The following is a 22,487-nucleotide window of genomic DNA, read 5'->3' as shown; positions in this document are numbered from 1 at the left end:
AGGCGCTACTTGAAGGGGTCATGTTCGGAGGAAAAGAACATACCGTTTCCGCAATTCGCCGAAACGATCAATCCATTGAATATTACTATGCGAAAAAACCTAAAAAGCCTTGGATGCAAAAGCTTAAAAAAATTCCTTTCATCCGAGGAAATATAGCCATTATTGAATCCGCTGGAATCGGTTCTAAACATTTACAATTTGCTAGCGATCGTTACGATGTTACGCCCGGCGAAGAGGAAGATGGCCAGGAATTATCAAAGCTAGAAATGATATTTGGCGTTGCAATTGTCGGGATTCTTTCTTTTTTATTTGGTAAATTTGTCTTTACTTTAGTTCCCGTTTTTATTGCCGAATTATTTTCTCCATGGGTTTCCGGTAAATATCCACAAATCTTTTTGGAAACTGGCATTAAACTAATTTTGCTTCTGATTTATTTATATTTCATCTCGTTAACGCCTATCATTCGTCGAGTTTTTCAATACCATGGAGCCGAACATAAGGTCATTAATTGTTACGAAAACGGACTTGAATTAACAGTTGAAAATGTGCAAAAACAATCAAGATTACATTACCGTTGTGGTTCAAGCTTCATTTTATTTACGGTCATTGTCGGGATGTTCATTTACTTATTCTTCCCCGTTGATCCATTATGGTTCCGTGTGCTGATTCGTATCTTATTAATCCCTGTCGTATTAGGCGTTTCCTATGAGGTATTGCAATTTACTAATTCTTTAAGAGATATACCAGTATTATGCTATTTAGGATATCCAGGATTATGGTTGCAGTTATTAACAACAAAAGAACCGGATGATGACATGGTAGAAGTTTCAATTGCTTCCTTTAAGAAACTACATGAAATCGAAAACAATCCAGAAATCATCGCCCAATTGAATCACGACTAATCAATGAAATGACGTCACAGCATATGATTGCTGGAACGTCTTTTTTATACCAAAAAAACCAAAATATTTACTCTCCCCTACCAATTCGGTAACATTACTTTTATAAAAAAATATAGGGGATAGAGAAATGGAAATTGATGTCATAACCGTAATACTTCTTATATTTTTTGGTTTTTTAGGAGCTTTTTTAAATGCCATTGTAGGTGGCGGAGGTTTAATAACCGTACCAGCACTGATGTTTGTTGGACTCCCACCAGCTAGTGCCATCGCAACGAATAAATTAGCAGCAACGATGGGAAATTTAACAAGCACCTTAACATTCCTAAAAGCTGGTAAAGTAGATATGAAACTGTTAGGGCCAATTGTTCCTTTCGTTTTTATCTTTTCCATGCTTGGTGCCTGGACCGTTCATTTATTGGATCCAGCAATTTTAAAACCCCTTGTGATTATCATGCTGCTTCTAGTTTTCATTTACACAGTAATAAAAAAAGACTGGGGGCAAATTGAAAAGAAAAAAGAATTGACGTGGAAACGAAAAATCGTTTTCCTTTGTTCTTTACTCGCCATCGGATTTTATGATGGTTTTTTCGGACCAGGAACAGGTTCTTTTATCATTTTTGTATTTTTAATGATGGGATTTGATTTTTTACAGGCATCAGGAAATGCAAAATTATTAAACTTTACTAGTAATCTTGCAGCATTAGTGATGTTTTTCATACTCGGGGAAGTATTGTTCATCTACGGAATCATCATGGGGATTTCCATGATATGTGGTGCCTATGTAGGAACAAAGTTTGCATTGAAACAAGGAACTACTGTTGTTCGTATTTTATTTATCGTCACGACATTAATTTTACTAGCGAAAAATAGCTATGATTATTTTTTCTAATGATCGTTTGCTGATTTTCGCAAATTAGAAAATATAAAAACAGCTTAGGGGAACCTCGAATTTCCCCTAAGCCATCCGATTACATATTACCAAATAATGTCACTAAAATTTATTCACCAACACCATTTGGCAAAGAACCATTTTTTATTGGTCAGACACTTTTTACAGTATGACTTTGTCATCATTATAAACCGCATTTTAGTTGGGCACCACATACGGTACATGTGTTGCATCCACCGATTTCTTCCACTGTACCTTGGCGGCAAACTGGGCATGTATCTCCTACTTCGGAACCGATGTTCACGTTTGTTTGTTGAAGCGGAGCAATTGTTTCTAACAATACGACTGGCTTTTCAACAGGCTCATCCTGCAATTCTTCAAATGTTAACTGCTCTTCTTGCGTCATTTCCGCTTTTAATGTTAACACTTGCGAATCACGGCTACCGTCAACGTAAACCGTTCCACCTTTTGCTCCACCTCTATATAAACGTTCATAAACTTTTTCTACTTGTTCCACCGTGTATCCTTTCGGTGCATTTACCGTTTTAGAGATAGATGAATCTACCCAACGTTGAATGATACATTGAACATCTGCATGAGCTTCTGGCGTCAAATCCATCGCTGTTACAAACCAGTGAGGTAAGTGATGTTCATTTACTTCAGGATGCTTTTCTAAGTATTCTTGAACAATTTCTGCTTTTACTTCGATGAATTTTCCTAGGCGACCAGAACGATAATATGTGAAAGAGAAATAAGGTTCTAAACCAGTTGCAACTCCCACCATAGTACCTGTTGAACCAGTTGGAGCAACAGTTAACAGATGGGAATTTCGGATGCCATATTCAAGTACCCCTTGACGAATATGTTCTGGCATGCGTTTCATGTAACCAGTATTAATGAATGCTTCACGTAAGCGTTTTGTTTCCTCTTCTGTTTCACCTACTAAGAATGGGAAGCTGCCACGTTCTTTTGCTAGTTCAATGGACGTTTCGTAAGCAGTTGTCGCAATCGTTTCGAAAACTTGATCGACAAGTTTGTTTCCTTCTTGTGAACCATATTCTTTTTCGCAGTAAATTAGTAGATCAGCTAAGCCCATTACTCCAAGACCGATACGTCGCTCACCTAGAGCTTGTCTACGGTTTTCTTCAAGGAAATACGGAGTTGCATCAATGACATTATCTTGCATGCGAACGCCAACGCGAACTGTTTCTTTTAATGCCTCAAAGTCCACTGTTTTTTCATCTTTCAATGCAAATTGAGCTAAATTCACTGCTGCTAAGTTACATACTGAATACGGCGCAAGCGGTTGCTCACCACAAGGGTTTGTCGCAACAACTTTTTGGCCATAAGCGCGGGCATTTGTCATTTCATTCGCATTATCGATGAAGAAAATACCTGGTTCTGCCGCATAAGTTGCACATATATTAATTAATTTCCAAAGTTCTCGTGCTTTAATTTTGCGATATGTGCGCACTCCGTAACCGAGAGCTTCCCACTCGCGCACGTCACCAATTTTGTGCCATTTCTCATTGTAAATTGCCATTTCTTCCGGCGTATAGTTTTCTACATCTGGGAATCGAAGCGAGTATTCTTCGTCTTTTTCAACCGCTTCCATAAATTCATTTGTAATAGTAACAGAGATATTGGCACCTGTTAAAAAGTCTGGATTATGCACAGTGTACGTTCCGCCATCGCGAAGCTTTGTTTCCGCCTCTTTAATAATTGCTTCGCTAAATCCTCCTAAACCAGGGATGTTTTTATAGTTTAGGATTCCTTGATACATCGCTTCTTCAAGCGGCGTTAATGGTTTGAATTTTAATTTTTCTTTCGCATGGCGAACGATTGATTCATCTTCCATATTTTCAATTAAATAGCGCAAAATGCGAGGATTTTGCATTTTGGAAATGATAAATTCAACAATATCTGGATGCCAATCAGCGAGCATGATCATTTGTGCTCCCCGACGCGAACCACCTTGTTCGACAAGATGTGTAAGTTTCGCAATATCATCAAGCCATGATACAGAACCGCTTGATTTTCCATTGACCCCTCTTGCAAGCGTATTGCGAGGTCTTAGTGTTGAACCGTTTGTACCAACACCGCCTCCGCGGCTCATAATTTCCATTACCTTTTTGCGATGTTCACTAATACCTTCTCGGCTATCTGGAACGAAAGGCATTACATAGCAGTTGAAGTATGTGACTTGCGTTCCTGAACCTGCACCGTATAGAACTCGTCCAGCCGGCACGAACTTTAAAGAAGCTAATTGCTCGTAAAATTTTTGGAACCATTCATTGCGTTTTTCTTCTGTTTGTTCAACAGACGATAAGCCTGTTGCATTTCGTTTCGCAATTTGTTCATAAAAAATTTCTAGAGGCTTTTCAATAACATCTAGAGAACGAACGATGATGCCTGTTTCTTGTTCTTTTGGATCATCGAGTACATTTCTGTATTCTTCTTCAATTAATACTTCTGCTTTATTAGCATTCCAATCAATTGATTGGATATAACCTAATCCTCGAGCTGGAAACTTTGGATCTTCTTTAATTGTTAATACAACAAAATCTCCAGGTTTTAATGTTTTCTTTTCCGTATCCTTGAATGAGTATCGGTCAATCATGACTAATCTCGATACACCTTTATGCGTTATATGCATATCTGGAGTAATTGAATGAACTTGTGGAAATTGTTCAATATCTTTGTTTAGTTGATCAATGAGGATGGTCGTATAAGAATCTACCATTACCATCTGCCAGCCTCCCTTAGCACATATATAATTTATCTATCATTTCCCATATATAAACAATAAAACACAATATATTGTATGTCTAGCAAAATGAACATACAATATATTGTTTCGTTCTACTTAGAAAAGATTACCTCATAACTAGAATCGATTCAAGGGGTTGACAAATAATAATTTCTATGAATCTTAGAAATTTCTAAGTTTGGAGCTGATTATTAAATTTTAGTCACAATTTTTGAACTATAATTTTTAATTACTTTCTGAAATTCCATTCATCATTTGCATATTTTTCTTCTTCTAATTTTTTCACATATTCCTTTTGTTCTTCTGTTAATTCATGTGGAACAAGTTCAATTTGTAAAGCTTCTTCAAATCCTTTTTTGAATGCATGAATGCATTCCTCAATAGTGATGCGTCGTGTTGTTAAACGGTTAATTGCAACTGCTCTTTCCGGCAATTGTTTTCGCATCCGCTCTTTTGCCTCTTCGGAAGGGAATTTGAACAGAGACAACAGCTTGTCCTCATCGAGATCCAATAAAATCGCACCGTGCTGTAAAACGACACCCTTTTGTCTAGTTTGCGCACTTCCAGCAACTTTCTTTCCTTCTACAACGAGTTCATACCAGCTTGGAGCATCAAAACAAACTGCACTTTTTGGTTTTTTCAATGCTTCTTGTTTTTCCTCCGTATCAGGGATGCTGAAATATGCATCTAACCCTAAATTGTGGAACCCTTTTAACAAGCCTTCGCTTAAAAAACGATAAGCTTCTGTAACCGTTTCAGGCATATTTGGGTATTGTTCTGTAACGATGATGCTATATGTCAATTCGCTGTCATGAAGAACTGCTCTTCCACCAGTAGGTCTCCGAACAAAGCCAATATTTTGCGCTTTTAAAGCATCAAAATCAATGTCTCGATGTGCTCTTTGGAAATATCCAATAGAAAGGGTTGGCGGATTCCACTCGTAAAATCGAATGACTGGTGGAATTTCGCCTCTACTATGAAAATCGAGTAATGCCTCGTCTAATGCCATATTATAAGAAGGACTGCATGGTCCTGAATTAATGAAATACCATTTCGTTTTCAACTTGTTTTCCTCCTCACAACTTTTTTATTGTATCAAACTGAATGGACGAATGCCAATTTCTTATTTATAATGTTCTATGTAAATAGAAAGGAGAATTTTAGAAGTGGCGACAGTATTATATACGATTGCAACAATCCTAGGACTTATCATTATCTATGTTTTAGTAAGTTCATTCCGTTTGAAAAAATCTGTTACGAATTTGACGCAAGAAGAATTTATTAAAGGATATCGAAAAGCTCAATTAATCGATGTTCGAGAAACAAAAGAATTTGATTCTGGTCACATTTTAGGAGCACGTAATATTCCTTTTACTCAATTGCGTCAACGTTACAAAGAAATTCGTCCAGATCTTCCTGTATATTTATATTGTCAAAATATGACAAGAAGTTCTAGGGCAGCTCTTTTCTTAAAGAAAAAAGGTTACAATCAATTGTATCAACTTCAAGGCGGTTTCAAAACTTGGACTGGTAAAATTAAAACAAAAAATTAGTTTGCCTGTTGAAATTCCTATATTTAAAGAAATGACATGATTCGCCAACAACATTTATGATATTTTACTCATGTCATATATCATCTTTAAAATAGCTAGTTTTAAAAGTAATCGAGTAGGAGGGAGTGATTAGCTCCCGTCCTCTCACACCACCGTACGTACGGTTCCGTATACGGCGGTTCAATTAAGATAATTGACGCAAGTTTTCATAACTTCCGTGAATAGCTTGTCTTCTTATGCCAGTGGTCACTCCACCCTCCAAGAGGTCTCCCACGGGATTCACCGCTTCCTTCCTCAAGTGAGGTACTACGTTTTCTGTGTTCATCATGACTCACTGAATGCCAAGGGCTATTCTCTCTTAATTGTTCGGTCCTTCTTAGTAGTTCTAAACCAACTAATACTATGACCTCTGCTGACTTCTGACGGTTCAGCTACTTATCACTAAGTAGGTTATGAAGCGAACTTCACCTATCCGCCAGACCTCCCCGGGTAAGTACATGCACTTTCACACCATCTATCCGCCTCATTTACTCGATATGACCTTCGACAGAAAGAGCTTTGTTTTGTTACGCAAACTCACTCAATCATACCTAGCCTTATATGAGGTTCGTGTTCCTCGGACCGGTGTTTTGCCTCCAGCTTCCTTCAGATTCCGCGTCACCACGGACACCCTTGCTCTTGGCTAACCTCTACTTCTGTCTTCGGGGTTCGGGACTTACACCCTATAGTTCATGTACATGCCGGGCGCACGTAAAAATATCCATGAGATGCACTCATGGATATTTTTATTGTGAACGCTATTGTTTTTGATAACGCAAAATTGGATTTCTAGCAGCTTGAGTTTCATCTAATCGACTCACAACAGTTGTATGTGGTGCTTCTTGTACAATAGACGGATTCTCTTCCGCTTCTTTTGCGATTTGAATCAGTGCATCACAGAACGCATCTAAAGTTTCTTTCGATTCTGTTTCTGTAGGCTCAATCATCATTCCCTCTTCCACATTTAATGGGAAGTAAATTGTTGGTGGATGATAACCGAAATCAAGTAGTCGTTTCGCAATATCCAACGTACGAACACCCAGTTTCTTTTGACGTCGACCGGATAAAACAAATTCGTGTTTACAATGACGATCATAAGGAAGGTCAAAGTAAGGTTGTAGTTTGCGCATCATGTAGTTCGCATTTAATACTGCATATTCTGTTACTAATTTTAATCCTTCAGGACCCATTGAACGAATATACGTATAAGCACGCACATTGATGCCGAAGTTTCCGTAGAATGGTTTTACACGGCCAATGGATTGTGGACGATCATAATCAAAATGGAACGTGCCATCTTCTTTTTTCACTAATACTGGTTTCGGCAAGAATGGAATTAAATCTGCTTTTACCCCTACAGGGCCAGAACCAGGACCTCCACCGCCGTGTGGACCTGTGAATGTTTTGTGTAAATTCAAGTGTACACAGTCAAATCCCATATCTCCCGGACGAACTTTCGACATGATTGCATTTAGGTTGGCTCCATCATAATACACTTTGCCGCCCACACTGTGGACGATTTCGGCAATTTCAATGATATGTTCTTCAAATAGACCGAGTGTATTTGGATTTGTCAGCATAAGTGCCGCTGTATCTTCCCCAACTACTCGACGTAAATCTTCCAAGTCAACTAAACCATTTTCATCCGATTTTACTGTAATTGTTTCAAATCCAGCAACAGTAGCACTAGCTGGGTTTGTTCCGTGTGCAGAGTCTGGAACGATTACTTTATTACGATGACCTTCCCCATTTGCTTCATGGAAAGCACGAATCATCATTAATGCTGTCCATTCTCCATGCGCACCCGCAGCTGGTTGTAATGTAACTTCATCCATACCTGTAATTTCTTTTAAAGCTGTTTGAAGTTCGTACATTAATTCCATTGCACCTTGAACTGTTGACTCATCTTGTAACGGGTGAATATTCGCGAATCCAGAGAAGCGGGCAACTTCTTCATTAATTTTTGGATTGTATTTCATCGTACAAGAACCTAGTGGATAAAATCCGGAATCTACGCCATGATTGCGGCGAGATAATGCTGTATAGTGGCGCATAATATCCAATTCTGAAACTTCCGGTAATTCAGCAGGTTCTTCACGTAAATATTCTTGTGGAACTAATTCTGATAATTCTACCTCTGGCACATCTAATTCTGGCAAACTGTAACCGATGCGTCCTTCCTTCGATAATTCAAAAATGAGCGGTTGATTTTCGTTATGCATTGTAAGCCCCCATTTCTTGCACTAATTGATCAATTTCTTCTTTCGTACGCAATTCTGTTACGGCAATAAGCACATGGTTTTCAAGTTCAGGATAATCGCGGCCTAAATCATAACCACCGATAATGCCTTTTTCTAATAATCTTTTGTTTAATTCACTCACTGGTTTGTTTACTTTTACAACGATTTCGTTGAAGTGAGCACCTTGGAATGGAACTGTAAATCCAGCTTGCTCAAACGCTGTTTTTGCATAACGAGTTTTCACGATGTTTTGCTTTGCCATTTCTTGAATACCGCGTTTACCTAAAGCTGTCATAGTAACGGATGCAGCAAGAGCAAGCAATGCTTGGTTCGAACAAATGTTAGAAGTTGCTTTTTCACGGCGAATATGTTGTTCGCGAGCTTGTAATGTTAATACGAAACCGCGACGTCCGTCTTGGTCTACTGTTTGTCCTACTAAACGGCCAGGCACTTTACGCATTAATTTTGAAGTCGTAGCAAAATAACCGCAGTGTGGTCCTCCAAAGCTTTCAGGAATACCAAATGGTTGAGCATCCCCTACAGTAATGTCAGCTCCAAGTTTTCCAGGAGGCGTTAACACACCTAATGCTAATGGGTTTGCAGAAACAATGAATAATCCTTTCGCTTCATGTACAAGCTCACCCATTGTTTTCAAGTCTTCAATTTGACCGAAGAAGTTAGGATACTGAACCATAACAGCCGCAGTATCTTGATCAATCATACCTTTTAATGCTTCAATATCTGTAACTCCATCTTTCATTGGCACATTTACTACTTCGATTGATTGGCCATATGCATAAGTTTCTACAACAGTACGATATTCAGGATGGATTGCTTCAGATACTAACAATTTTTTACGTCTTGTTGAACCGGCAGCAAGCATCCCTGCTTCTGCAAGCGCTGTTCCGCCATCATACATGGAAGAGTTTGCTAAATCCATACCTGTTAATTCGGCAATCATTGTTTGGAATTCAAAAATAGCTTGTAATTCACCTTGTGAAATTTCCGGTTGATATGGTGTATAAGCAGTATAGAATTCAGACCGAGAAATAACGTGGTCCACAATAACAGGTTTGTAGTGATTGTATACACCTGCACCTAAGAATGAAACAGCTGTTTCAGTGTTGATATTTTTATCTGCTAAAGCTTTTAGTTCTTTTAATAGCGCAGATTCAGATGCTGCTTCTTTAATATTATAAAGCCCTTTAAAACGCACCTCTTCAGGAATATCCGCAAATAATTCATCAATGCTTTCTACTCCAATGGTAGAGAGCATTTCTTGTTTGTCTTGTTCCGTTATTGGAAGATAACGATGCTTCATTGTTTGACCTCCATTAATTTTTATTTTTCACGTTTATAAAATGGCTTCGGCACAACTTGTGCTTTTACCTTTTTATTGCGTATTTCTACTTCCACTTCTGTACCAATTTCAGTATATTGAATATCTAATAAAGCAAGTCCTAAATTACGTTTCGTACTAGGGATTTGTGTACCAGTTGTAACTTCTCCAATTTCAGTGTCGCCTTTAAATACTTTATAGCCATGGCGAGGAATCCCTTTATCAATCATTTCAATACCGACTAGTTTTCTTGAAAGTCCTTGTTCTTTTTGGTTTTTAAGAGCTTCTTTACCGATGAAATCCGCATCTTTTTGAAGTTTTACTGCAAAGCCGATGCCTGCTTCTAATGGAGAAATATTTTCTGATAATTCTTGTCCATAAAGCGGTAAGCATGCTTCAAAACGCAACGTATCACGTGCTCCAAGGCCGCATGGTATCAATCCATCTTCTTTTCCTGCTTCTAATAGTTTATTCCACAATGCTACAATTGAATTTGGCTCCCCGTATAATTCGAAGCCGTCTTCCCCTGTATATCCGCTGCGTGATAGCAATACAGAATAACCACTAACTTGAACAGATGCTTTAAATTGGAATGGTTTTAATTCAGATAAGTTCACATCTGTTAATGTTTGCAAGATTTTTTCTGATAGAGGTCCTTGAAGTGCAATTAAGGCATATTCATCTGATTGATTTATAATCGTTACATCGCCTTCCGCATGCTTTTTCATCCATTCAAAGTCTTTTTCAATATTTGCCGCATTGACAACAAGTAAGTATTGGTCATCGCCAAGATTATAGACGATTAAATCATCTACCACCCCACCATTTTCATAGCACATTACATTATATTGTGCGCCGCCAACTGGAATTTTTGAAATGTCATTGGACAATAATTTTTGAAGATAGCCGAGAACATCTTTCCCTTTTACAAGAATTTCTCCCATATGGGATACATCGAAAAGTCCAGCACGATTTCTTACAGCTTCATGTTCATCCTTTATTGATGAAAATTGAACAGGTAATTCCCATCCACCAAAATCAATCGTTTTTGCACCATATTTCGCATATTCGTCAAATAATGGTGTTCTCTTTAATTCTCCCATCGTGAAACCTCCCTCATTAATTAACAATTTACTACCCATATCTTTAAACTAGGCAAAAAGGACAGAAAATCCCCTTTTTAAAGGAATTCTCTGTCCTTGCACCTGAAAGTTACACCTATTATAAAATAGGCTTTCCCCTTGGGTGGCTGTTATTCAGCACTCTCCAGAGTTGCGTCCCGTACGAGTCTTTTTGCCTGAGAGATTCATAGTTCTACTACTTGCTCCTTCGGCGACGTAAAAACGTTCTCTCCCCGCACAATCATCCGCACCATATGAAATTTTTCAACAAACAGACATCTTTGCCTATATCCTAACATTGAACGTAATAGAAGGCAATCATTTTTTAAAACTCCTTAAAAAAACGAACATTTTTAAATAACAATACCTTATCATTCGCCTTTTAGTCGATTCACTTGAAAAGCAATATAATTTACCACTTGGCGAATTGTTCGATCTTTTGTAAGGACACGGATGTGAGCGGCTCTTTTATAAAATTTTCTCCTATAATAATATAGTCGTTCCAGTTCTTTTTTAGTCGAACGTTGTGCAATTGGTCGATTTTTGTCATTTTTTATTCTTTTATAAATGTCTTCAAATGTTGCATCAAGAAAAAAGATTAAACCTGTTCTTCTCATTATTTGTCGATTTTCTTGTCTCATTGGAACGCCGCCACCAGTCGCAATAATGCAAGCTTCGTCACGAAAGTTTTTTAAAAATTCAGTTTCTAAATTTCTAAAATATTCTTCTCCAAACTTTTCAAAAATTTCTGGAATCGGCATGCCTTGTTGTCTGACGATTTCTTTATCCATATCATAAAAGGGCAATCGTAGGGCATAGCTTAATTGGCGTCCGACTGCACTTTTTCCGCACCCCATAAACCCTACTAAGTAAATCTTTCGCATAATTAGACACCTTTCTACTAAAACTCTGCGGTTTCTCCAAGTAAATTTATCGTAGCACGAATGTTTATGTTTTCCAATGAATTTATAATAGAAAATTGAGTTAAGTAGGTTGAACTGTAAAAAATTACAACAGTGATAAGAAAAAACAAAAAGACAATGGCAACGGGAAATATCATGCCTTTTTCGTTATTTATGATATTGTACAAGTAACGCTCTCTCCTTTACAATACCATTCAAGAACTCTACTTTTATCGTTACAATATTGTTTGAAAGGGAAAACTCGGCATGCCGAATACCAATCAATAGTGGCACATAACCTTGATCATTGATTTGCAAACGAATCACATCTGTAATCTTGTTTATTTTTATCGTTTTTGTGGAAGAGTCTATGATATATAATGAATTATTCATTATATAAATATCCTCTGCATCAAGTAAATATTGTTGTAAATCATGAATAAAGATTTCCCATTTAATTTGTTCTTCTGCCACAATCGTGTCGTGCCATTGTTGAATTAATAGATAAAAAATAAAAATTACTTGAGCGAGTAACGAAAAAATCACCAATTGAAACAGCGCCTCGATAAATGTAAATCCCTTGCCGTTTCTTACAATTCGCCATCGCCATTGATGCATTTGTATCGTACCCCATCTAAATTGTTAAATCGTACACAAACCGCATCTGTTTGAAAATACCAAGCATATTCTACGTTGTCGATCCATTTTTCCCCTTCGAAAATACCGGTATTTTTAGCAATAATAACTGCTTCATAGGCCACTTGGGATGCATGTAATTCCAACGATTGATTGTATAGAGAATGCTGAAGTTGAAAAATGAACGGAATAAAACTGATGGCTACTATAATAATCATAAGCGTTAACAACGATTCTAACATGGAAGTCCCCTTCTCATTCCACATAACGAATTCGTCCTTTATTTATATTAATGACAATATGTTTTTGTCCAAAAGGAGTGTAAAAAGTAAATTTCCCAAAATTTTTTACATTTCCATCTGGATCAATTCGAAGAGTTAATAAATTACTATACTGATCAAACTCAATGATTTCCGGTAGTTTTCTCTCTAAAATCACTTCATCTAATTGATGGTATATTCTATAAGTATCTTGTTTTACAAAAGAAACAAAACAGCTCCTTTGCTTTTCCAAGGCTAACATTTGTGCCATTTGAATGTCCAATGTAAACTGGTGGAAAAACTGTTCCACAACCATTTTTTCTGTCATTTTAAAAGAAAAGGTTGTCCCTAACATACCAACCAATACGACAATCATTAAAACGAATAATATTTCTAATAGCGTATACCCCTGTTCTTTCAATCGCTCTATGCTCCTTTATTGATTGGTTAATGTCACAGTTCCATCCGTCTCAATGGTAAATCCCTTGCCATTCGGACATTTATCCATCCCCTCTCTTAAGTATCCCTTGTTTACTAACTGATCTAATGTAGGGATGGTTTTGTATTCAATTTTGTATGATTCTACCTGCCCTTGTACCATGCGGATATATGCTTCACAACCTTTATCATCAATCGTATTCCGATGTTTCGTTACGTTTGGAACAGTTACTAATATTAAAATAGATATAATAAAAAGCACAATTAGCATCTCAATTAACGTAAAACCCTTTTGATTTTTCATGATTTCACCTCTATTACATGATTTCGACTAAGTCATACATCGGCAGCAGTATACTTAAATACGCTGCAACAATGCATATCGCAATCAAAATAAAGAAAAGAGGTTGAATGCTCGCCAAGCAAAATTTGATGGTCGATTGGATCCTCTCATTTAGCAATTCGCTGAAGATGAGCATTTCCCGGCCTAAGTACCCATTTTTTTCACCGTGTTCAATCAATTCATCAAACTTCGGCATAAACAGTTGAAGTATCTTCACAGCCTCTGACAATGAATCACCGAACTTCACCCTTTGTGTCAATAGTGCTGTGATATATGATAAGTGGCGACTTATTTGTTGTTGTTCTAAAATAGACAATGCTTGTTGAAGTGATATACCTGATACTAATAAACTTCCAAGCAAATGAGAGAATTGTCTTGTTAAATTCACTTGATAAACATATTTCACTATAGGGATTTTCATAATGATGTTTAGTTGATGAGCGATTTCTTTTTTTCGAATGGAATGAATTGAAATAAATATCAAGAATAACGAAATAATGAATAGGAGTATGAGAAAATCTGGTATATGAAGCAATACAACAGCGAAGTTTATACTATTGACTTTTTCTGAATGATTTGAAATCACGAGTTGCTCTATGTTTGGTAAAAAATAACTTCGAAACAATATAAAAACCATTGTTAATAAAATCATCAAGAAAGCGGGATACATTAGCAACTTCACAATTTTCCGCTGCGTATCTTCTTGAAATTTTATTTGCTTACTTACGTGGTGCAATGATTCAGCCAAATCCCCTTTTTCTTCTGCAATAGCTATCAATAATAAAAAATGTTTTGGAATTGAAAGTTGTTGTAAAATATCCACTGCCGATGAACCGTTATTGAACTGTTGTTGTAATAAAGCATTCCACTTTTCCAATTCTTTAACGTGATAAGGAAGTAACATAAACAAGGCATCTGAAAATGTATATCCTTCTTTCAGTAATATGCTTGTCCTATTTAGGAGCGATGGAACATCCCGAACTTTCTCCTTATAATTTCTTTGAATGGGGAAAATCATTTTTTCGCTGATTTGCTGTAGCACGACAAATCCCCCAATTCTTCAATAGCAGCTTTTTGGAATTCCAATGTTTCCTCAACTGGCAAGTGATATTCAATTCCTTGCGCTGTATTTATAATTGCTTCTTGTAAAATATCTTTCGACAAAATTTCATAAATTGCTTTCCTGCTATCGCTATCATGTAACTGAATTAAACATTGGGCAATAATTGCAATCAAAGCTTGCCGAATTTCTTCTATGGAAACATTTAAATCCATTAAACGATATAGACAATTCACCGAATCTTTTGCATGTATAGTTGATAGCACCAAATGACCGGATAATGCAGCACGCATGGCGATTTCTGCAGTCTCTTCATCCCTGATTTCACCAATCATAATGACATCGGGCGAATGTCTTAAAATTGCTTTTAAACCAGCTGCATATGTAATACCTGCAAGCTCATTTACTTGAATTTGAAGCATATACGACTGGCTGCTTTCCACTGGATCTTCGAGAGAAATTACATGTCGCCCTAATGTGTCACTGCAATATTTTGCTAATGAATATAATGTCGTAGTTTTGCCCGATCCTGTGGCGCCACAAAATAATATCAATCCTTGTCGATTGGAAATCAATCTCAATAATTTTTCTGCTGAATGGCGATCGTAACATAATGAAGCAATCGGATATGAGGCATTTTGTAAAAACAAACGAATAACGAGGCTTTCTCTTTTATATACGGAAGGTAAAGTAGAGACTCGGAAGGCATATAAACGATTGGAAAACATTTCTTCAAATGAACCGCTTTGCGGCTTTCGCTTTTCACTAATATCTAAAGAAGATTTATATTTAAAAAAGGAAATCATTCGATCCCCTAATTCAATTGGGAAATGACCTGCAGGAAATAATTTTCCATATTTGCGAAACTGAATGGTGTAATGGTTTGGAGTTGGCTCAATTAAAATATCACTAGCTCCGAAATGTAAAGCTTTTAACAATAATTGAGTTGATTTTGTTTCAATAACGGACTCCAATTTCAAAGGCATCACCACTTCCCTAAATTCGTGACCGCTGAATTTAGCAATAGTATAAGACGAAGTTTATATTTGGAAAAGGCTTTTTCTTAAAATTTTTATTTGACCCCTTTTTTCTGTTGAAACTTTATTTTTGAAAAGTTTATGGCAGATTTTATTACAAATTTTGAATATTTTTCTAACACCCAATAATCACCACGTATTTTCACTATCATTTTATTAATCATAAAGCTAAAATTGAAGTAGCATAAATATTACTGAAGGTGGGATAACAACATGTTGCATCCATTAAAAATTACGAGTACTTTAGCGGATGAAACTCGTTTTCAAATATATGAATACATGTTGCAACAAAAAAAAGCATTTACTGTACAAGATATTGCAGATAAATTTAATATACATCCAAATGTGGCAAGACTGCATTTAACGAAATTATCGGAGATCCATCTCATCACTACTGATATTTTTAAATCAGGTAAAGGTGGAAGACCTGGTCGAATTTATCAAGTATCTGAACAAGGGGTTGAGTTGACTTTCCCAAAACGAGATGAAAAACATCTCGTTAAATGGGCACTTCAACTTGTATGTGAGTTGGGACAAGATGCATTGAAGACAGCGAAAAAAATTAGTTATCAAGATGGCTTAAAAGAAATTCAAAAAAGATTATCAAAGATAACTAAACCTCTTAGCTTTGAAGAAAAATTAGAAATCTTATCTGAAGCTGCTCTACTAGTTGGCTACATTCCAAAAATTGTAGATACTGCTGAAGGAAAGAAAATTACGCTAACGATTTTTAACTGTCCATATAAAAGTCAAATAAAAGAACATAGCGATATAGTATGTGAACTACATAAATCATACTTACAAGGTCAAATCGACATACTATTTGAAAAAAATGAATTTGTTCAATTTGAAAGTATGGTTCACGATTGCGATTTTTGTAAATATGAAATATTTGTGCCAAATGTTGCTCTGTAAAAGATACACTTGATTGTCACAAATCTATCGAAGTATCAGTTTACAATATTGTCAATTATCATTTATAATAAACATTGAGATTATTGTGTCGTACAAAAGGAGGGATTTGACATGGCTAATATGTATAAAGTTTTAGCATTCTGGACAGGTATTTTTGCCGTAATGTTCTATCTTGGTCATATGATTGAGGTTTCGCTATTATTCGTAGGTAATTCTGTATTATTCTTATTATTAGGCTTCTTAAACCTTTCAGAACGCATGTACATGTACATTTTCGGAGCTTATTTGACAATATTCTTTGCTGGATTTACTTATTACACAACGTTTATCCACGTACCGGGTGGACTTGGACACTAATAAATCAGAAATGGGGCTGTCTCAAAAGTCATTTTGAGGCGGCCCTTTTTGCGACGAGGATAGTGGAAGTTTGTTTCGACTATCACAGGAGGAAAAAGCAAGCAAGGGTGCCTGGAAAGCTCTCGACTTTCTAGACACCCTCTTATTAAGTTAAAAGCCATGTAAAAATGGATTCGTATCCATTTCATGAGCTGGTGTTGTATAGCCTCCATGTCCCGGATAAATAATAAAATCATCAGGCAGCACAAGCAGCTTCTCATGAATGGATTTTAATAACACTTCCAGTGAACCACCAATTAAATCTGTTCGACCGATGCTTCCTTGAAACAGCGTATCGCCTACAATTGCAAACCCATCGTCTTCGAAAATATATGAAATGCTTCCTGGAGAATGTCCTGGCGTAAATACCGCATGAAATTTCATGCCTCCTACAACAAAAGTCTGCTCTTTTTCGATAATATAATCTGCCGATTGCAGACGGTACGTTGGAAGATCCACATATTTTCCTGAACCATTTTTATTTGGGTCCATTAACCAATCCTCTTCTTCTTTATGAATATAAACAGGAATATGAAAAGCCTGTCTTAATTCATCGACAGCACCTATATGGTCAAAATGAGCATGAGTTAAAAAGATGGCTAGTGGTTTCAACTGTTGAGACTGAATAGTAGAAATGATTCTATTTCCTTCTTCGCCTGGGTCAAAAATGATGCATTCTTTTGATTGGTTGCTCACTATATAGCAATTTGCTTGCACTGGACCGACACTTAATGTTTTAACATCCAACAATCTCATCACCTCTAGCGTATTATACTATGGTTTGGAAAAAATGAACATTGCCAACCAATTCATTCTTAACTTTTAAACGAATCATTCGTTGTTCATATAAACGTCACTTTTAAAACTCGACATTTTATGACCGTTGCTATAAAATAGAGAAGGAATATTGTTTTACCGACATACTCTTTGGATGTCGAAAGGAGTGTAATATTTTTCATGAACTTATTAATGGTTATTTTCGGTTTAATTGCAATTCTTTCATTAGTTGCGGCATTCCGCGCAATCAAAGACAAAAACGTTTTAGCAATTATTTTTGGATTAGCATCTGGAGTAGTGTTTGGTTGGTTTGTCATCATGACTGTATTATACCAAGGCTATCCACCAGTACATCACTAATGAAAAGAAATCGAGTAGGAGGGAGTGATTAGCTCCCGTCCTCTCACACCACCGTACGTACGGTTCCGTATACGGCGGTTCAATTAAGATAATTGACGCAAGTTTTCATAACTTCCGTGAATAGCTTGTCTTCTTATGCCAGTGGTCACTCCACCCTCCAAGAGGTCTCCCACGGGATTCACCGCTTCCTTCCTCAAGTGAGGTACTACGTTTTCTGTGTTCATCATGACTCACTGAATGCCAAGGGCTATTCTCTCTTAATTGTTCGGTCCTTCTCAGTTGTTCTAGACCAACTAATACTATGACCTCTGCTGACTTCTGACGGTTCAGCTACTTATCACTAAGTAGGTTATGAAGCGAACTTCACCTATCCGCCAGACCTCCCCGGGTAAGTACATGCACTTTCACACCATCTATCCGCCTCATTTACTCGATATGACCTTCGACAGAAAGAGCTTTGTTTTGTTACGCAAACTCACTCAATCATACCTAGCCTTATATGAGGTTCGTGTTCCTCGGACCGGTGTTTTGCCTCCAGCTTCCTTCAGATTCCGCGTCACCACGGACACCCTTGCTCTTGGCTAACCTCTACTTCTGTCTTCGGGGTTCGGGACTTACACCCTATAGTTCATGTACATGCCGGGCGCACATAAAAAACGAGGTGCATTGCCGCATCTCGTTTTTTATTTCAATTAATTTTTTAAAAGGAAAAAAGGTTTCTAGAAAATCAGGTTCTTTGTCAAATGGTGTTGGTGAATAAATTTTAGTGACATTATTTGGTAATATGTAATCGGATGGCTTAGGGGAAATTCGAGGTTCCCCTAAGCTGTTTTTATTTTCGCTAAGTTTTGGGTAATGAATATTCGGTTTCTAAAGTGATAGAAGGATCGATAACCGAAAGAAATGCGTTTAATCACTTTGATTTTGTTATGAATCCCCTCTAAAATGCCGTTATTATAATCGTACTTTAGCGTATTCTCGACATAATTGATGTATTTGTTGATTGTCTTGATGGCGGTTTTCATATAGCTGGAAACGATATTTTGTTTATTCTCTAATGTTTTCTTTAGGAGCTCAAAGTCTTTGGTTTTGATGTAATGTCGAACGTATTGGTATAACTCATAGGACGCTTTTAATTCAGAATCTAAATCAATGAGATAGTGGAGAATCTCCACCTCACACATATGCTTTTTAAAGCAACGATGATATGTATAGTTCTTATAATCAAGTTTTGTTTGATCTTTCAGAAGGAGCTTCCAGTATTTTTTCAATTTATTGTAATTCTTTTTATCCCGATTCATGACGTTGATGCGCGTTTTGTTTAAAGCTCTGCTAAATAGTTGGAGGATATGGAATTTGTCGAGTACGATTTCCGCTTTAGGGAAAACTTCTTGGATTAAGGAAATATAAGGGCTATACATATCGATGACAATCGTTTTTACCGCATCTCTCGCCTTCTTGGAATACCGTAAGAAATACTCTTTGAGGACAGGTAATCTCCGGTCCTCCACGATATCCACAATCTCCCCCGTTTCAGAGTCGCAGAAAATAAAGGACATCGCTCCAGCTGCGGATTTCACTGATTTAAACTCATCAAAACACAAATGCTTTGGAAGGTAGTGAACATTTGGTTGATAGTAGCTATAAAAGCTGTCAATGACACGACTGACAGTGGCATGAGAAACATGATGTTTCATCGCAATATCTTTTTCGGATATTTTATCTTTGGCGTTTAAAGCAATCGATACTTTGGTATTGTTGGAAATACAACAGTTTTTAGCCACGACGCTCGTTTTTAAAGTAAACGTGGAATGACAATGTTTACAGAAATAACGCTGTTTACGCAATTTTAAGTAGGTATGAAAACCTGAAACACTAGGCATTTTAATGAGAGACGTTTTAAAACCGTGTTTAATGATTTGATCATCGAAGACATGTCCACAAGCATAACAAGCTTTTGGTTGATACGTTAACGTCCCATGAAAGACTTTCGCTTTTACTTTTTTGATTGTTTCGGTAGAACAAAAATTTTCATCAAATGTGATATTTTTGTCTTTTATATTGAGTAGGTTTCGTATAGAATGATGGTGAGACATGTGACACAACTCCTTTGGAAAATGTGTTTTGGCGATTACATTTTACCAGAGTTTTGTCACTGTCTCATTTTTTTTGTTCAAAAAAATTGGTGCTGGTTTATACTCACCAACACCAAATATTATAGAGCCGAAAATCAAAGCATTCTAGAAACCCCCACATTCTATAATCATAGCCCTTATAACTCTTTTCTACTACAGAAGCAGAAATAAGTCTCCGCTATCCTCTTTGCCATTACTCTGTAGCTAAGCATGCACCACAGTCGAAAGTGACCTTTTTAAACGATCACATTATCAACAATTATTTAACCGCTTCAGATATTAAATTTCCCGTTTCTTCATCATAGAAGCGCAATAAGTCACCATTGATGATTTTATCTGAATATCCAAGCTCTTTTTGAGCTCGTTCAATATAAGGTGCACATCCTTGAATATCCACCTTCTCTCCTGTTGCACGATCGAAGCATGTTTGATCCGCAAATACATACTGATCCGTCACAAAGCGTCCATCACGGAAGATGACAAAGTCTTCGTGATCATCAGAGAACAAGTCTGCACCTAATTGCATATCATTGGAAGTATCAATTCCCAACAAATGTAAAATGGTTGGTCTTAAGTCAATTTGACCTCCAACCTTTTCGATGATTCGCCCGTCACCAGATCCCGGAACGTGAATGAATAGCGGCACTGACTGCAACAATGCGCTATCGTATGGCGTAATTTCTTCTTTTTCTAAGTACATAGCCATCGCTTTATTATGGTTTTCAGAAATTCCATAGTGATCTCCGTACATAACAATAATGGAATTTTCATACAACCCTTTTTCTTTTAAATGTTCAAAGAATAATTTGACCGCCTCATCCATGTATCGCACAGTTTGGAAATAACGGTTTAACGTACCTGAATTAGAGTTGTACTCAGGAATCATTTTATCTTCTTCATCCAATGTGAATGGGAAATGGTTTGTTAATGTAATTATTCTTGTATAGAACGGCTGCGGCATTTCAGTCATAATTTCCGCTGATTGTTCAAAGAATGGAATGTCTTTTAATCCCCAGTTTACAGAATTATCTTCGTTTACTTCATAGCTATCAATATCATAGAATTTTTGCATTTTTAATGATTGATATGTCATATCACGATTCCAGAAAGATTTATTGTTTGCGTGCATGACACTTGTAAAATATCCATTTTTCCCTAGCTTTTCAGCCATCGAATTAAACGTATTTCCACTATGCGTAAAGAATACAGCACCACGGTCTAAACCAAACAGTGAATTTTCCAATAAGAATTCAGCATCACTTGTTTTGCCAAGTCCTGTTTGATGATAGAAATTATTAAAGTAATACGTATCTTTATCGTGAATTAAGGAATTCAAGAATGGTGTAACTTCGTATCCATTCATGTCATTTTGCAAGACAAAACTTTGCAATGATTCCAGTTGAATGACAATCAAATTTCGACCTTGATATTTACCAAACATATCTTCATTAATGGCTGCTTGGTTTGCTTGAACATAGTTATTGACTTCCACTAGTTCGCTCCCATCGGCAAGAGCACGTTGAGCGGAAGATTTTGATTGAATGTAAATATCATATAAATGATAATTATAAGTTCCAATATTTTTTACTAGTAATTCGCGGTCAAAACTACGAGTTAAAAGCTGTGGCCGTTCTGTTTCAGAAAGACCTAAATTTAAAAATAACACAGCTAATGATAGGACAAAATATGCGCGACGAACTTCTTTTCGAACGCTATATAATGTCTCCATTTTTGGTAAGTATTTAATTGCCAACAAAATAACAAATACATCAATAAAGTATAAAAGATCCCTAAAATTAAGTATTTCAGCTACAGACGTTCCTAATTCTCCGAAATTGCTTGTTTGGAATAATACAGGAAGCGTAATAAAATCGTTGAAGAATCGATAGAAAGCAACATTTGTATAAAGTACAATACTTAACACCATACTTGTAATGACAATCCAACGATTCCGCGCCTTTTCTGTTTTGAAAAATAAAGATATTCCGTAAGCAAAAAGCAAAAAGCTAAGAGGATTTATAAATAAAATGAACTCTTGCATTCCATTTTCTAAATCGAATTCAAAGCTGGTTCGATAGACGATTGCAGTCTTAATCCAAGTTGCGATAATGGCTACTATTAAAATCGTATGTTTAGGCCATTTCCATGACTTCATCTTGCATCCTCCTCTTCTTACGTATTCAAAGTCACAACATTCGCACATATACTTCATATATTTAGAAGAAGGCAAATAATATCTTAATCTTTTTCTTGCCATTATTCAATGAATTGCACTACGAAAAAATTAAAAGAAATTAGGTTATAAAAATTATATATTACCTTCCCTTTACAAACCCCCAAAAATATTTACGTCTTTTTTACAAAAAGGTTCCCAA

Annotated in this window: 23 protein-coding genes and 2 riboswitches; of the genes, 6 read left to right on the top strand and 17 right to left on the bottom strand. The window is 36.6% G+C overall.

Annotated features, from left to right (window positions below):
* Positions 1 to 20: 20 nt before the first annotated feature.
* Both NST98_RS03045 and NST98_RS03040 read left to right on the top strand, forming a co-directional pair.
* Positions 21 to 902, top strand: coding sequence for a DUF1385 domain-containing protein (locus NST98_RS03045; protein WP_340715653.1), 882 nt, complete (start codon positions 21 to 23; stop codon positions 900 to 902).
* Positions 903 to 1,029: 127 nt separating this feature from the next.
* Positions 1,030 to 1,791 (top strand): TSUP family transporter, encoded by a 762-nt coding sequence (locus NST98_RS03040; RefSeq protein ID WP_016837731.1) that lies wholly within the window; start codon positions 1,030 to 1,032, stop codon positions 1,789 to 1,791.
* 184 nt (positions 1,792 to 1,975) lie between these two features.
* Here the strand turns inward: NST98_RS03040 and NST98_RS03035 are convergent, their stop codons facing one another.
* Entirely contained in the window at positions 1,976 to 4,540 is a 2,565-nt protein-coding gene (locus NST98_RS03035) for a vitamin B12-dependent ribonucleotide reductase (RefSeq protein WP_340714409.1), read from the bottom strand.
* Between the two features lie 250 nt (positions 4,541 to 4,790).
* Positions 4,791 to 5,570: a lipoate--protein ligase family protein gene (locus NST98_RS03030; protein ID WP_340715652.1), complete on the bottom strand. Its 780-nt coding sequence runs from the start codon at positions 5,568 to 5,570 to the stop codon at positions 4,791 to 4,793.
* Between the two features lie 157 nt (positions 5,571 to 5,727).
* Between NST98_RS03030 and NST98_RS03025 the strand changes: the two genes are divergently transcribed.
* The gene (locus tag NST98_RS03025) at positions 5,728 to 6,114 is read left to right on the top strand and encodes a rhodanese-like domain-containing protein (RefSeq protein ID WP_096550954.1); all 387 of its coding nucleotides are present in this window, start codon (positions 5,728 to 5,730) and stop codon (positions 6,112 to 6,114) included.
* Between the two features lie 184 nt (positions 6,115 to 6,298).
* On the opposite strand, the gene NST98_RS03020 is transcribed toward NST98_RS03025, so the two are convergent.
* The 11 genes from NST98_RS03020 to comGA all read right to left on the bottom strand — a co-directional run bounded on the left by NST98_RS03020 (position 6,299) and on the right by comGA (position 15,478).
* Positions 6,299 to 6,442 (bottom strand): hypothetical protein, encoded by a 144-nt coding sequence (locus NST98_RS03020; RefSeq protein ID WP_172597780.1) that lies wholly within the window; start codon positions 6,440 to 6,442, stop codon positions 6,299 to 6,301.
* A 469-nt stretch (positions 6,443 to 6,911) separates the two neighbouring features.
* The gene (gene gcvPB, locus NST98_RS03015) at positions 6,912 to 8,375 is read right to left on the bottom strand and encodes an aminomethyl-transferring glycine dehydrogenase subunit GcvPB (protein WP_340714408.1); all 1,464 of its coding nucleotides are present in this window, start codon (positions 8,373 to 8,375) and stop codon (positions 6,912 to 6,914) included.
* Complete coding sequence (gcvPA, locus tag NST98_RS03010) at positions 8,368 to 9,714, bottom strand: aminomethyl-transferring glycine dehydrogenase subunit GcvPA (protein WP_340714407.1); 1,347 nt, start codon at positions 9,712 to 9,714, stop codon at positions 8,368 to 8,370. Before gcvPA ends, gcvPB begins: the two co-directional genes overlap by 8 nt.
* Positions 9,715 to 9,734: 20 nt before the next feature.
* On the bottom strand, positions 9,735 to 10,835 hold the full coding sequence (gene gcvT / locus NST98_RS03005; RefSeq protein WP_340714406.1) for a glycine cleavage system aminomethyltransferase GcvT: 1,101 nt from the start codon (positions 10,833 to 10,835) through the stop codon (positions 9,735 to 9,737).
* 88 nt (positions 10,836 to 10,923) lie between these two features.
* Positions 10,924 to 11,004: riboswitch (glycine riboswitch) on the bottom strand.
* Between the two features lie 3 nt (positions 11,005 to 11,007).
* Positions 11,008 to 11,098, bottom strand: a riboswitch (glycine riboswitch).
* A 126-nt stretch (positions 11,099 to 11,224) separates the two neighbouring features.
* The gene (locus tag NST98_RS03000) at positions 11,225 to 11,737 is read right to left on the bottom strand and encodes a shikimate kinase (protein WP_340714405.1); all 513 of its coding nucleotides are present in this window, start codon (positions 11,735 to 11,737) and stop codon (positions 11,225 to 11,227) included.
* A gap of 186 nt (positions 11,738 to 11,923) precedes the next feature.
* Complete coding sequence (comGF, locus tag NST98_RS02995) at positions 11,924 to 12,373, bottom strand: competence type IV pilus minor pilin ComGF (protein ID WP_340714404.1); 450 nt, start codon at positions 12,371 to 12,373, stop codon at positions 11,924 to 11,926.
* Positions 12,346 to 12,633 carry a hypothetical protein gene (locus tag NST98_RS02990; protein WP_340714403.1) on the bottom strand — a complete coding sequence of 96 codons (288 nt, stop codon included), beginning with the start codon at positions 12,631 to 12,633 and terminating at the stop codon, positions 12,346 to 12,348. The genes comGF and NST98_RS02990 overlap by 28 nt, the downstream gene beginning before the upstream one ends.
* A gap of 13 nt (positions 12,634 to 12,646) precedes the next feature.
* Positions 12,647 to 13,072: a competence type IV pilus minor pilin ComGD gene (gene comGD / locus NST98_RS02985; RefSeq protein ID WP_340714402.1), complete on the bottom strand. Its 426-nt coding sequence runs from the start codon at positions 13,070 to 13,072 to the stop codon at positions 12,647 to 12,649.
* Between the two features lie 15 nt (positions 13,073 to 13,087).
* Positions 13,088 to 13,393 (bottom strand): competence type IV pilus major pilin ComGC, encoded by a 306-nt coding sequence (gene comGC / locus NST98_RS02980; RefSeq protein WP_340714401.1) that lies wholly within the window; start codon positions 13,391 to 13,393, stop codon positions 13,088 to 13,090.
* A gap of 13 nt (positions 13,394 to 13,406) precedes the next feature.
* Positions 13,407 to 14,474: a competence type IV pilus assembly protein ComGB gene (gene comGB, locus NST98_RS02975; RefSeq protein WP_340714400.1), complete on the bottom strand. Its 1,068-nt coding sequence runs from the start codon at positions 14,472 to 14,474 to the stop codon at positions 13,407 to 13,409.
* Complete coding sequence (gene comGA, locus NST98_RS02970; protein ID WP_340714399.1) at positions 14,447 to 15,478, bottom strand: competence type IV pilus ATPase ComGA; 1,032 nt, start codon at positions 15,476 to 15,478, stop codon at positions 14,447 to 14,449. The genes comGB and comGA overlap by 28 nt, the downstream gene beginning before the upstream one ends.
* A 264-nt stretch (positions 15,479 to 15,742) precedes the next feature.
* Here comGA and NST98_RS02965 point away from each other — a divergent pair, with 264 nt between their 5' ends.
* Both NST98_RS02965 and NST98_RS02960 read left to right on the top strand, forming a co-directional pair.
* Complete coding sequence (locus NST98_RS02965; RefSeq protein WP_340714398.1) at positions 15,743 to 16,444, top strand: helix-turn-helix transcriptional regulator; 702 nt, start codon at positions 15,743 to 15,745, stop codon at positions 16,442 to 16,444.
* A 111-nt stretch (positions 16,445 to 16,555) separates the two neighbouring features.
* Positions 16,556 to 16,801, top strand: coding sequence for a DUF2626 family protein (locus NST98_RS02960; RefSeq protein ID WP_016837709.1), 246 nt, complete (start codon positions 16,556 to 16,558; stop codon positions 16,799 to 16,801).
* Positions 16,802 to 16,951: 150 nt separating this feature from the next.
* Here the strand turns inward: NST98_RS02960 and NST98_RS02955 are convergent, their stop codons facing one another.
* Complete coding sequence (locus NST98_RS02955; RefSeq protein ID WP_445684051.1) at positions 16,952 to 17,596, bottom strand: MBL fold metallo-hydrolase; 645 nt, start codon at positions 17,594 to 17,596, stop codon at positions 16,952 to 16,954.
* 201 nt (positions 17,597 to 17,797) lie between these two features.
* Here NST98_RS02955 and NST98_RS02950 point away from each other — a divergent pair, with 201 nt between their 5' ends.
* On the top strand, positions 17,798 to 17,977 hold the full coding sequence (locus NST98_RS02950; protein ID WP_016837707.1) for a DUF2759 domain-containing protein: 180 nt from the start codon (positions 17,798 to 17,800) through the stop codon (positions 17,975 to 17,977).
* An 83-nt stretch (positions 17,978 to 18,060) separates the two neighbouring features.
* On the opposite strand, the gene NST98_RS02945 is transcribed toward NST98_RS02950, so the two are convergent.
* The 3 genes from NST98_RS02945 to NST98_RS02935 form a co-directional block, all read right to left on the bottom strand.
* Positions 18,061 to 18,204 (bottom strand): hypothetical protein, encoded by a 144-nt coding sequence (locus NST98_RS02945; RefSeq protein ID WP_172597780.1) that lies wholly within the window; start codon positions 18,202 to 18,204, stop codon positions 18,061 to 18,063.
* Positions 18,205 to 18,798: 594 nt separating this feature from the next.
* Positions 18,799 to 20,073, bottom strand: coding sequence for an ISL3 family transposase (locus NST98_RS02940; RefSeq protein ID WP_340714397.1), 1,275 nt, complete (start codon positions 20,071 to 20,073; stop codon positions 18,799 to 18,801).
* Positions 20,074 to 20,371: 298 nt separating this feature from the next.
* Positions 20,372 to 22,267 (bottom strand): LTA synthase family protein, encoded by a 1,896-nt coding sequence (locus NST98_RS02935; protein WP_340714396.1) that lies wholly within the window; start codon positions 22,265 to 22,267, stop codon positions 20,372 to 20,374.
* Between the last annotated feature and the right edge of the window lie 220 nt (positions 22,268 to 22,487).

It is taken from the genome of Ureibacillus sp. FSL W8-0352 (assembly GCF_038004345.1).
GTDB lineage: Bacteria > Bacillota > Bacilli > Bacillales_A > Planococcaceae > Ureibacillus > Ureibacillus thermosphaericus.
This window is presented reverse-complemented; position numbering and strand designations above follow the sequence as displayed.

What these genes read in the sequence shown, in the direction of transcription:
- gcvPB (WP_340714408.1), bottom strand. Translation starts at nt 8,375, where the DNA reads ATGCATAACGAAAATCAACCGCTCATTTTTGAATTATCGAAGGAAGGA.
- NST98_RS03045 (WP_340715653.1), top strand. Translation starts at nt 21, where the DNA reads ATGTTCGGAGGAAAAGAACATACCGTTTCCGCAATTCGCCGAAACGAT.
- NST98_RS02960 (WP_016837709.1), top strand. Translation starts at nt 16,556, where the DNA reads ATGGCTAATATGTATAAAGTTTTAGCATTCTGGACAGGTATTTTTGCC.
- NST98_RS02945 (WP_172597780.1), bottom strand. Translation starts at nt 18,204, where the DNA reads ATGATGAACACAGAAAACGTAGTACCTCACTTGAGGAAGGAAGCGGTG.
- comGF (WP_340714404.1), bottom strand. Translation starts at nt 12,373, where the DNA reads ATGCATCAATGGCGATGGCGAATTGTAAGAAACGGCAAGGGATTTACA.
- NST98_RS02990 (WP_340714403.1), bottom strand. Translation starts at nt 12,633, where the DNA reads ATGTTAGAATCGTTGTTAACGCTTATGATTATTATAGTAGCCATCAGT.
- comGA (WP_340714399.1), bottom strand. Translation starts at nt 15,478, where the DNA reads ATGCCTTTGAAATTGGAGTCCGTTATTGAAACAAAATCAACTCAATTA.
- NST98_RS02965 (WP_340714398.1), top strand. Translation starts at nt 15,743, where the DNA reads ATGTTGCATCCATTAAAAATTACGAGTACTTTAGCGGATGAAACTCGT.
- NST98_RS03000 (WP_340714405.1), bottom strand. Translation starts at nt 11,737, where the DNA reads ATGCGAAAGATTTACTTAGTAGGGTTTATGGGGTGCGGAAAAAGTGCA.
- NST98_RS02940 (WP_340714397.1), bottom strand. Translation starts at nt 20,073, where the DNA reads ATGTCTCACCATCATTCTATACGAAACCTACTCAATATAAAAGACAAA.
- NST98_RS03030 (WP_340715652.1), bottom strand. Translation starts at nt 5,570, where the DNA reads ATGGCATTAGACGAGGCATTACTCGATTTTCATAGTAGAGGCGAAATT.
- comGC (WP_340714401.1), bottom strand. Translation starts at nt 13,393, where the DNA reads ATGAAAAATCAAAAGGGTTTTACGTTAATTGAGATGCTAATTGTGCTT.
- NST98_RS02955 (WP_445684051.1), bottom strand. Translation starts at nt 17,596, where the DNA reads ATGAGATTGTTGGATGTTAAAACATTAAGTGTCGGTCCAGTGCAAGCA.
- NST98_RS02935 (WP_340714396.1), bottom strand. Translation starts at nt 22,267, where the DNA reads ATGAAGTCATGGAAATGGCCTAAACATACGATTTTAATAGTAGCCATT.
- gcvPA (WP_340714407.1), bottom strand. Translation starts at nt 9,714, where the DNA reads ATGAAGCATCGTTATCTTCCAATAACGGAACAAGACAAACAAGAAATG.
- NST98_RS02950 (WP_016837707.1), top strand. Translation starts at nt 17,798, where the DNA reads ATGAACTTATTAATGGTTATTTTCGGTTTAATTGCAATTCTTTCATTA.
- NST98_RS03035 (WP_340714409.1), bottom strand. Translation starts at nt 4,540, where the DNA reads ATGGTAATGGTAGATTCTTATACGACCATCCTCATTGATCAACTAAAC.
- NST98_RS03040 (WP_016837731.1), top strand. Translation starts at nt 1,030, where the DNA reads ATGGAAATTGATGTCATAACCGTAATACTTCTTATATTTTTTGGTTTT.
- gcvT (WP_340714406.1), bottom strand. Translation starts at nt 10,835, where the DNA reads ATGGGAGAATTAAAGAGAACACCATTATTTGACGAATATGCGAAATAT.
- NST98_RS03020 (WP_172597780.1), bottom strand. Translation starts at nt 6,442, where the DNA reads ATGATGAACACAGAAAACGTAGTACCTCACTTGAGGAAGGAAGCGGTG.